Genomic DNA, 7201 nt, shown 5'->3' on the forward strand with positions numbered 1-7201 from the left:
GGCTCTGCCCAGGGCTACATTTTTTTCTGCAGATAGTTTTTATGCTTATCCACAAAAGCATTAAAGTGCTTCTTCAGAGCATCCCAATCATCCTTTGCAATAGCCTCTTTCAGGAAAAGCTGGCTGCCCAAGCCTAATCCGGAGGCACCGGCATCCAGAAAATCAGTGAAGTTGTGTAAATCCACACCTCCCACAGGAATCAGTTTGATCTGATCTAGGGGTGCAAGTACATCTTTGATATATTTTGGTCCCAATAGTCCGGCAGGAAAGAGTTTGACCATTGGGGCACCGGCACTCCAGGCCCGGTAAATTTCGGAAGGAGTAAAAGCACCGGGAAAGATAGGGATGTCGGCTTCATTGCAAGTATGAATTAGTCGCTCATCCAGTATGGGGGTAACAATGAAGGAAGCACCGGCTTGTAGAGCGAGCTGTAAATCTTTGTTGTTGCAAACGGTTCCTGCCCCTACATTTAAGTCAGGAAAAGCTTTACGGATTTGCTTTATCAATTCATCAGCACCTTCGGTATTCATGGTAATCTCCAGAGTTGTGAGGCCACTTTTCTGATAAAGATTTACCACTTTATCAAGCTTAGCAGGAGGCAGCTTACGCAGAATACCCACGATGGGTATATCGTGATATTTTTCCCAGGAAAAAGGCTTACTCATCTGAATGAATTTGTTGTAAAAGTGTATAATGCCCTAATATCGTGGCTTCCTCTGTACTCACCAAAAGTAATTTCTTCTCCGGTAGCAAAGTTTGTATGGCATGCTGGTAATAATCTGCCAGCGGCTGATCTGCACAAAGTACCAGCAGTTCTGTTTTGGTACCTTGTAAGGAAAGCAATTCATTGCCTATCAACAGACCACTCAGAAAAGCATAGTTCTCCTGTGGGTTGGTGTGCTGGAGTATCTGCCGTGCACGGATGGTAAACAGCTCATTGAGCAAAGCAGCAGCAGATTTCTGTACGCCCAGTACAAATGCCTGTTGATGATTTGGGTCTTGAATGTCAACCCCTTCCTTCTGTATAGAATGTCGCAGTATACTGTGCTGCTGAAGCAGAGAAAACAATTCTCCGGTCATAAAGGTATTGAAAGTTATGAGTTGACTATCTTTCAAAAAAACATGCTTGGAATGTGTTCCAGGTAGGATAAAGATGGCTTCTTTTTCGGTAGAAAGTGTTTTTTGTGCTGCACCAATTACCTGAATTTCTTCCCCTCTCATCACATCCTTATCGGTAGCTAATCCGGAAATCAGATAAGTCTCGGTATCCATCCCTGTTAAGCTTTCATAAGGTATCTGTAAATCAGCCAGAGGTAAAGGAAGTTTACCGTATGACAGGTTTCTTATTCCTATGGAGGAGGAGGCCATGCCTGAAATGATACTTACAGGAATAGTTTGCAATCCGGCAGCACTACTAAGCTCATGACAGTGGTGGTTGAACAGTTGTAAATATTCATCCTGCGTCAGTGACTGCTGACCAAAGCCAAGTTTTGGATCGTCAATAGATTGCATGATTTCCAGTGAACTTGTTTTTATCAGCCTCATTCTAAATGCTGAGGTACCCCAATCACAGCTTATAAAAGTGTCAGTCATATTAATTTCTTAGTTAGACTTTTGTTACTTCCTAAATTATGCTTTTTTCATGCACATTACCTTACCATAACATTTCATCATCAGTTTAGATATAATTATACCCAATACTAAAGTTTAAATCATTCATTATGAAACTACTTGTGATCAATACCGGAAGCTCATCCATAAAATACAAACTGTTTGATATGGAAGGGAAAAAAGTGGTGAGTGCCGGATTGGTAGAAAAAATAGGGGAAGAGCAGGGGCATATCAGGCACCAGCGCTTTCTTACGAATAGCAATGCAGAAGAAAAAACGGAAGACTTAGCTATTAAAGATCATCGTGCCGGACTTAAAAGAGTGAGCGAGCTTTTGCAGGATGAACAGGTGGGTGTGATCAGAAATCCAGATGAGATCAAGGCGGTAGGACACAGAGTGGTTCATGGGGGAAGCCGTTTCAGTGAAGCCGTTATCATCAGTGCTGAAGTGAAAGAAGCTATCAAAAGATTAATTCCTCTTGCTCCTTTACACAATCCACCCAATCTGGAAGGCATAGCTGTAGCTGAAGAAGTATTTCCGCAGGCAAAACAAGTTGCAGTATTTGATACGGCTTTTCACCAGAGCATGCCTGACTACGCCTTTCGTTATGCCATTCCTCAGAAATATTATCTGGAGCACCGGATCAGAGTCTATGGTATGCATGGCACCTCCCATCAGTATGTAGCACATCAGGCGGCAACCCATCTGGGAGTGCTTCCTTATAAACTGAATGCTATCAGCATACATCTTGGGAATGGCTGTAGCATGACAGCAATCAAAGCGGGTAAAAGCGTAGATACTTCTATGGGGCTGAGCCCTCTGCCCGGCCTGATGATGGGTACGCGTTCCGGTGACATAGATCCGGCTATTATTTTTTATATGGGTACTAAGCTCAATATGAGTTTTGAAGAAATTGACCGGGAACTCAATAAACAAAGCGGACTCAAAGGTATTGCGGGTGAAAACGATATGAGAACTATCATTGAAAGAGTAGAACAAGGTGATAAAGATGCCTCACTGGCATTGGAAATGTATGCTTACCGTATCAGAAAATATATCGGAGCTTATCTGGCTGTTACCGGACCTCTTGATGCGCTCATCTTTACAGCAGGCGTAGGAGAAAATAGTGCTGTGGTCAGAGAAAAGGCTTGTGAAGGTTTAGAACATCTGGGTATTCGTCTTAATAAAGCCAAAAATCTGCAAAGACAAAAAGGCATACAGGAAATACAGGATGAAGAAAGCACAGTCAAAATACTGGTAGTGCCCACTGATGAAGAACTGTCTATTGCCGAGCAGACGTATCAATTGGTTAGTGAATAGTTAGGGGCGGAAGTCAGAAGCGTGAAGCACGAAGTAGGAAGTAAAAACCCACTTCAGTCTTCCCACTTCCACTTTCTACCTCGCGCTAAGGTTTGCCTGTTTATCAGGAGGCTCGCAGAAAGCGATCAAGCGCCTTTCCACTTCCCAGTCATCCTGAATACTATCGGCTTTGGGATGGGTATTTTCAAACCATTGCAGCATGACTTCCTGCATCTTCCTGAGTTCCTCAGTATATTCAGGATCAGTGTATAGATTAGTAGTTTCATCAGGGTCGTTGACTACATCATACAGCCGGTGAGTAATCCCAGGAGCGGGATACCCGGTTTCATACCCTTGACCTAAATCTCTTTTGCCCGTGGTAAATATATACTTAAAACGCTCTCCTCTCACCATTGCTTTGTTATCTGCCAGAAACTCCGAAAATATATACTCTTTATGCCGATTGGTGTCACCTTTTATGATAGGCATCAGTGATTTACCTTGTAGACCTTCAATAAGAGGGTTTTGCGTAGCTTCCAGGAGGGTAGGCACAAGGTCTACATACTCTGCCATAGCGTCAATTTTCTTTCCTGCTTCCAGTTGGCTGCCTCCCTGCACAATCAAAGGGGCTCGGATGGCCGGTTCCCACATCATATGTTTTTCAAAACGTTTGTGGTCATTGAGCAAGTAACCATGATCTCCGATGTAAATGACCAGTGTGTTTTCACCAAGTCCCAGTGACTCTATTTTATCCAGAATCAAACCTACATTTTTGTCCAGATATTCAACCGAAGTATAGTAAGATGCAATAATACCTTTGCGTTCTTCTTCGGTCAGATCACGAAAAACATCTGGTATCCAGCGGTCATCTTCAGCACTACCCTCTGGAAAAGGGACTTCATCGGGCTTGTATCGGTTTTGGTATTCTACCGGAAAGTTAAAAGGAGAGTGGGGTTCATGGAAGCCAACCCAAAGCAGAAAAGAAGAATCCTGATGTTGTTCTAAAAAATCATTAGCCTGATCCGCATACCAGGTGCCAATGTCATACTCATCATACCGATCACCGGGTAGCATCTCCGAGTTGAGCCAGACCCGAGCAGGATCACGAAAGGGTTTCCAGGGCGGACGTGTGGGGATAGAATCAGGAACTTTAGCCACATCAGCAGTTTCCATATATGCATTGTAATCACTGCGCTCAATTTTGATGTTAAAGCCATGATTCAGCTGGTTATTGAAATGATTTTTGCCGATGATGGCGGAAGTATATCCGTAGTTCTGCAGGTGATCTGCCAGAGTGATCTTTTCTTCCGGAAAAGGCGTAGTAAGCAAAGTAACTCCTGCTGCGTGAGGATAAAGTCCGGTGAGAATTGATTGCCTTGAGGCGCTGCACAAGGGAGCATTGGCATAAGCGCGATTGAATTGCACGCCTCTGCTGGCCATCCTGTCCAGGTTGGGAGTTTTGATAATATCATTGCCATAAGTGCCTAGTACATTCGCAGAATGATCATCCCCAATAATCACCACAATGTTTTGATACTGAATTTCAGCTTGTGCAGGCTGGTTTTCTGCTTGTTGGGTTTGGCAGCTAATCAGAAAAATGCTTATCAGACAAGATATAAAAATGTAGAATAGGGGGCGTAGTCTTAAGGTTGTTTGCATAAATAGCAGAATTTAGTATTTCATTCTGAATCAAAATTTATTAATATACTTAAAAATAAGCATCCTGTACTGTAAGGAGAACTCACAACCTAAAATAACGAGCATGAACAGAAGAGAATTTGTTAAATTAATGCAGGCCGGAACGGGTATTGCATTGATGCCCGATTTTTCAACCCTCATCAAAAAACCTCTTTTCTTTGATATTTCATTGGCCGAATGGTCACTGAGGCAGCCTATCTGGAATGGAGATATGAGCAACCTTGACTTTCCACAGATTGCCAAAGAAAAATACGGAATTTCAGCAGTGGAATATGTAAGCAGTTTTTTTGATGGGCAAGAAGAAGACCAGAATTATCTCAAGGAATTAAATCAAAGAGCTGACGATCAGGGAGTAAAAAATGTACTGATTATGGTGGATTTGTGGGATTATAAAACTGCCAGTCCTGATGTTCAGGAAAGACAAACTGCCATTGATAAACACAAACCCTGGATAGATGCTGCTCAAACGTTGGGTTGTCATGCTATTCGTGTCAATGCCAATGGATACGAAGGCTTGGAACCGGAAGAAGCCGCAGATGTGTTTGCCGATACGCTTGTCAAATTGTCCAATTACGGAAAGCAGGCTGATGTCAAAATTATTGTTGAAAACCACGGAGGCCTTTCTTCCAACGGAAAATGGCTGGCGGGGGTAATGAAAAAGGTTAATCGTGATAATGTTGGTACGCTTCCGGATTTCGGAAATATCAATATATCCGACGATGAGCAGTACGATCGTTATCTGCTGCTTGAAGAACTGATGCCTTATGCCAAAGGAGTAAGCGCTAAAACACTGGATTTTGATAGTAATGGAGAGGAGAGCAATATGGATATCAGCAGGCTGATGCGAATTGTAAAAGACGCAGGTTTTAAGGGGTATGTAGGCATAGAGTTTGGCGGTAAACTGGAAAAAATCGGCAACAAAGACGGGGTGGTCTCTACCAAAAAGTTACTGGAAAAAGTAGGTAGTTCGCTTTCCTAGCGGACTACTCAACCTCCTGCACTGACATCATTTTGAGCAGTACCCCATTGGACCAACCGAAACCGTCCTGTACGGGATATTCCCCTCCTCCGGCTTCCAGGCTGATGTCAGTGACGACATATTTCTCCACCATTTTACCGGTATTCTGATATACCCTGATATTGTTGTCAATCCATCGCTCCGCCAGCATCTGCGCCAGCTTATCCTGATCATAATGAAGTAATCCCTGATAGGCCATCCATTGTAACGGCGCCCAGCCATTGGGTGCGTCCCATTGTTGTTCAGTATTGACTAAAGTGGTTAGTAAACCTCCGGGAGCCATAAAGTCCTTGCCAAGTTTTCTTCCCACTCTAACTGCCTCCTGCTTGCTGGCAATCTCAAAGAACAGGGGATATACTGCGGCGAGTGAAGGCTGATCAATGGTAGATTTTGCCACGAAATCATAATCTAGAAAAAATCTTTGTTGTTTGTCCCAGCAATAGCGACGTATAGCTTCTGCTCTTTGCTCAGCCTTTTGGTTAAAGTCTCTCTGCTTTTGCAGTTGCCCGTCTTCAGCATAGGCTGCTGCCAGCGTTCTTTCCAGATGGTACATCAGACTGTTCAGATCTACCGGAATAATTTCGGTGGTGTGAATTGTTGCAAGGTCTTTTCCATCACGAAGCCAGCGGCTGCTGAAATCCCATCCTGACTCACAGGCAGCCCGTATATTTCTGTACAAATCTTCATTATTACGCTCAATGCTATGGGCCAGTTCATAATCTTCTTTGTATGACTCAGGCCTCGGAGCAGGATTGTCATCCCAATAACGGTTCAGAATGGTGCCATCTTCCAGCCGTACCACTCTGCGATAAGCAGGGGAGCTTTCACTAAGCTCTTCCGCACCATTCATCCAAAATGCATATTCTTTCTCCAGCTGAGGTAAGTACCTTACCAAGGTACTCTCTCCTTCAATATCAGCGAGTAATCTGACCATGAGGGAATAAAAGGGAGGTTGAGAACGGCTGGTGTAGTAAGTCCGGTTGCCGTTGGGAATAAAACCAAGTGTCTCAATCAGAAAAGAAAAATTATCTACCATATTGCGGATCAGAGCATATTCTTCCGACACCTCTAAGCCAAGCATGGTAAAGTAAGAGTCCCAGTAGTAGATTTCCCGGAAGCGTCCGCCGGGCACTACATAAGATTCAGGTAGTAAGATCAATGATCCTTTGATTCTATCCGATGGACTGCGGGTAAGCACCGGCCAGAGCGCATTGATATGTTCTACAATATTATTGGTGGTATCCGTCTGAAAATCTACGGATGGGCTTTTAGGCAATTGAAAGTGTTCCAATACAAAATCTTCCAAATCAAAACCTGCCTTATCTTTCTTTTGCTGATAATCTTCCAGTATTGTTTGTGGCTCATGGAGGGGAATACAATCCGGAAATGTTTTGGAATCCGGAAAGATACCTGCCAGTTGCACATCTTTGAACAACTCACCATACTGCTCAGCCGGATTAACCTGAGCCAATAGGGCAGAGGCAGAGAGTAAGGAAATGAAAAGGAGCCTGATACAGCTTAAAAAAATAGTTTTCATGCTTAGGTAACCCTTAAATTTACATCAAGTTAAAAAAAA

General features: G+C 43.4%; 6 protein-coding genes. 2 read left to right on the plus strand and 4 right to left on the minus strand.

From position 1 onward, the window contains the following. Positions 1–14 precede the first annotated feature (14 nt). Entirely contained in the window at positions 15–665 is a 651-nt protein-coding gene (locus WJR50_RS10085) for a bifunctional 4-hydroxy-2-oxoglutarate aldolase/2-dehydro-3-deoxy-phosphogluconate aldolase (protein WP_341293140.1), read from the minus strand. Next, entirely contained in the window at positions 658–1593 is a 936-nt protein-coding gene (locus tag WJR50_RS10090) for a 2-dehydro-3-deoxygalactonokinase (RefSeq protein ID WP_341293141.1), read from the minus strand. Before WJR50_RS10090 ends, WJR50_RS10085 begins: the two co-directional genes overlap by 8 nt. A 128-nt stretch (positions 1594–1721) precedes the next feature. Here WJR50_RS10090 and WJR50_RS10095 point away from each other — a divergent pair, with 128 nt between their 5' ends. Continuing rightward, positions 1722–2930: an acetate kinase gene (locus WJR50_RS10095; RefSeq protein ID WP_341293142.1), complete on the plus strand. Its 1209-nt coding sequence runs from the start codon at positions 1722–1724 to the stop codon at positions 2928–2930. Positions 2931–3005: 75 nt separating this feature from the next. Here the strand turns inward: WJR50_RS10095 and WJR50_RS10100 are convergent, their stop codons facing one another. Then, positions 3006–4568: a sulfatase family protein gene (locus tag WJR50_RS10100; RefSeq protein ID WP_341293143.1), complete on the minus strand. Its 1563-nt coding sequence runs from the start codon at positions 4566–4568 to the stop codon at positions 3006–3008. Between the two features lie 103 nt (positions 4569–4671). Here WJR50_RS10100 and WJR50_RS10105 point away from each other — a divergent pair, with 103 nt between their 5' ends. Beyond that, entirely contained in the window at positions 4672–5586 is a 915-nt protein-coding gene (locus tag WJR50_RS10105; protein ID WP_341293144.1) for a sugar phosphate isomerase/epimerase family protein, read from the plus strand. Positions 5587–5590: 4 nt separating this feature from the next. Here WJR50_RS10105 and treF read toward each other — a convergent pair whose 3' ends face one another. After that, the gene (treF, locus tag WJR50_RS10110; RefSeq protein ID WP_341293145.1) at positions 5591–7162 is read right to left on the minus strand and encodes an alpha,alpha-trehalase TreF; all 1572 of its coding nucleotides are present in this window, start codon (positions 7160–7162) and stop codon (positions 5591–5593) included. Between the last annotated feature and the right edge of the window lie 39 nt (positions 7163–7201).

Source organism: Catalinimonas locisalis (genome assembly GCF_038039535.1).
Classification (GTDB): Bacteria; Bacteroidota; Bacteroidia; order Cytophagales; family Cyclobacteriaceae; genus Catalinimonas.

What these genes read in the sequence shown, in the direction of transcription:
- WJR50_RS10085 (WP_341293140.1), bottom strand. Translation starts at nt 665, where the DNA reads ATGAGTAAGCCTTTTTCCTGGGAAAAATATCACGATATACCCATCGTG.
- WJR50_RS10090 (WP_341293141.1), bottom strand. Translation starts at nt 1,593, where the DNA reads ATGACTGACACTTTTATAAGCTGTGATTGGGGTACCTCAGCATTTAGA.
- WJR50_RS10095 (WP_341293142.1), top strand. Translation starts at nt 1,722, where the DNA reads ATGAAACTACTTGTGATCAATACCGGAAGCTCATCCATAAAATACAAA.
- WJR50_RS10100 (WP_341293143.1), bottom strand. Translation starts at nt 4,568, where the DNA reads ATGCAAACAACCTTAAGACTACGCCCCCTATTCTACATTTTTATATCT.
- WJR50_RS10105 (WP_341293144.1), top strand. Translation starts at nt 4,672, where the DNA reads ATGAACAGAAGAGAATTTGTTAAATTAATGCAGGCCGGAACGGGTATT.
- treF (WP_341293145.1), bottom strand. Translation starts at nt 7,162, where the DNA reads ATGAAAACTATTTTTTTAAGCTGTATCAGGCTCCTTTTCATTTCCTTA.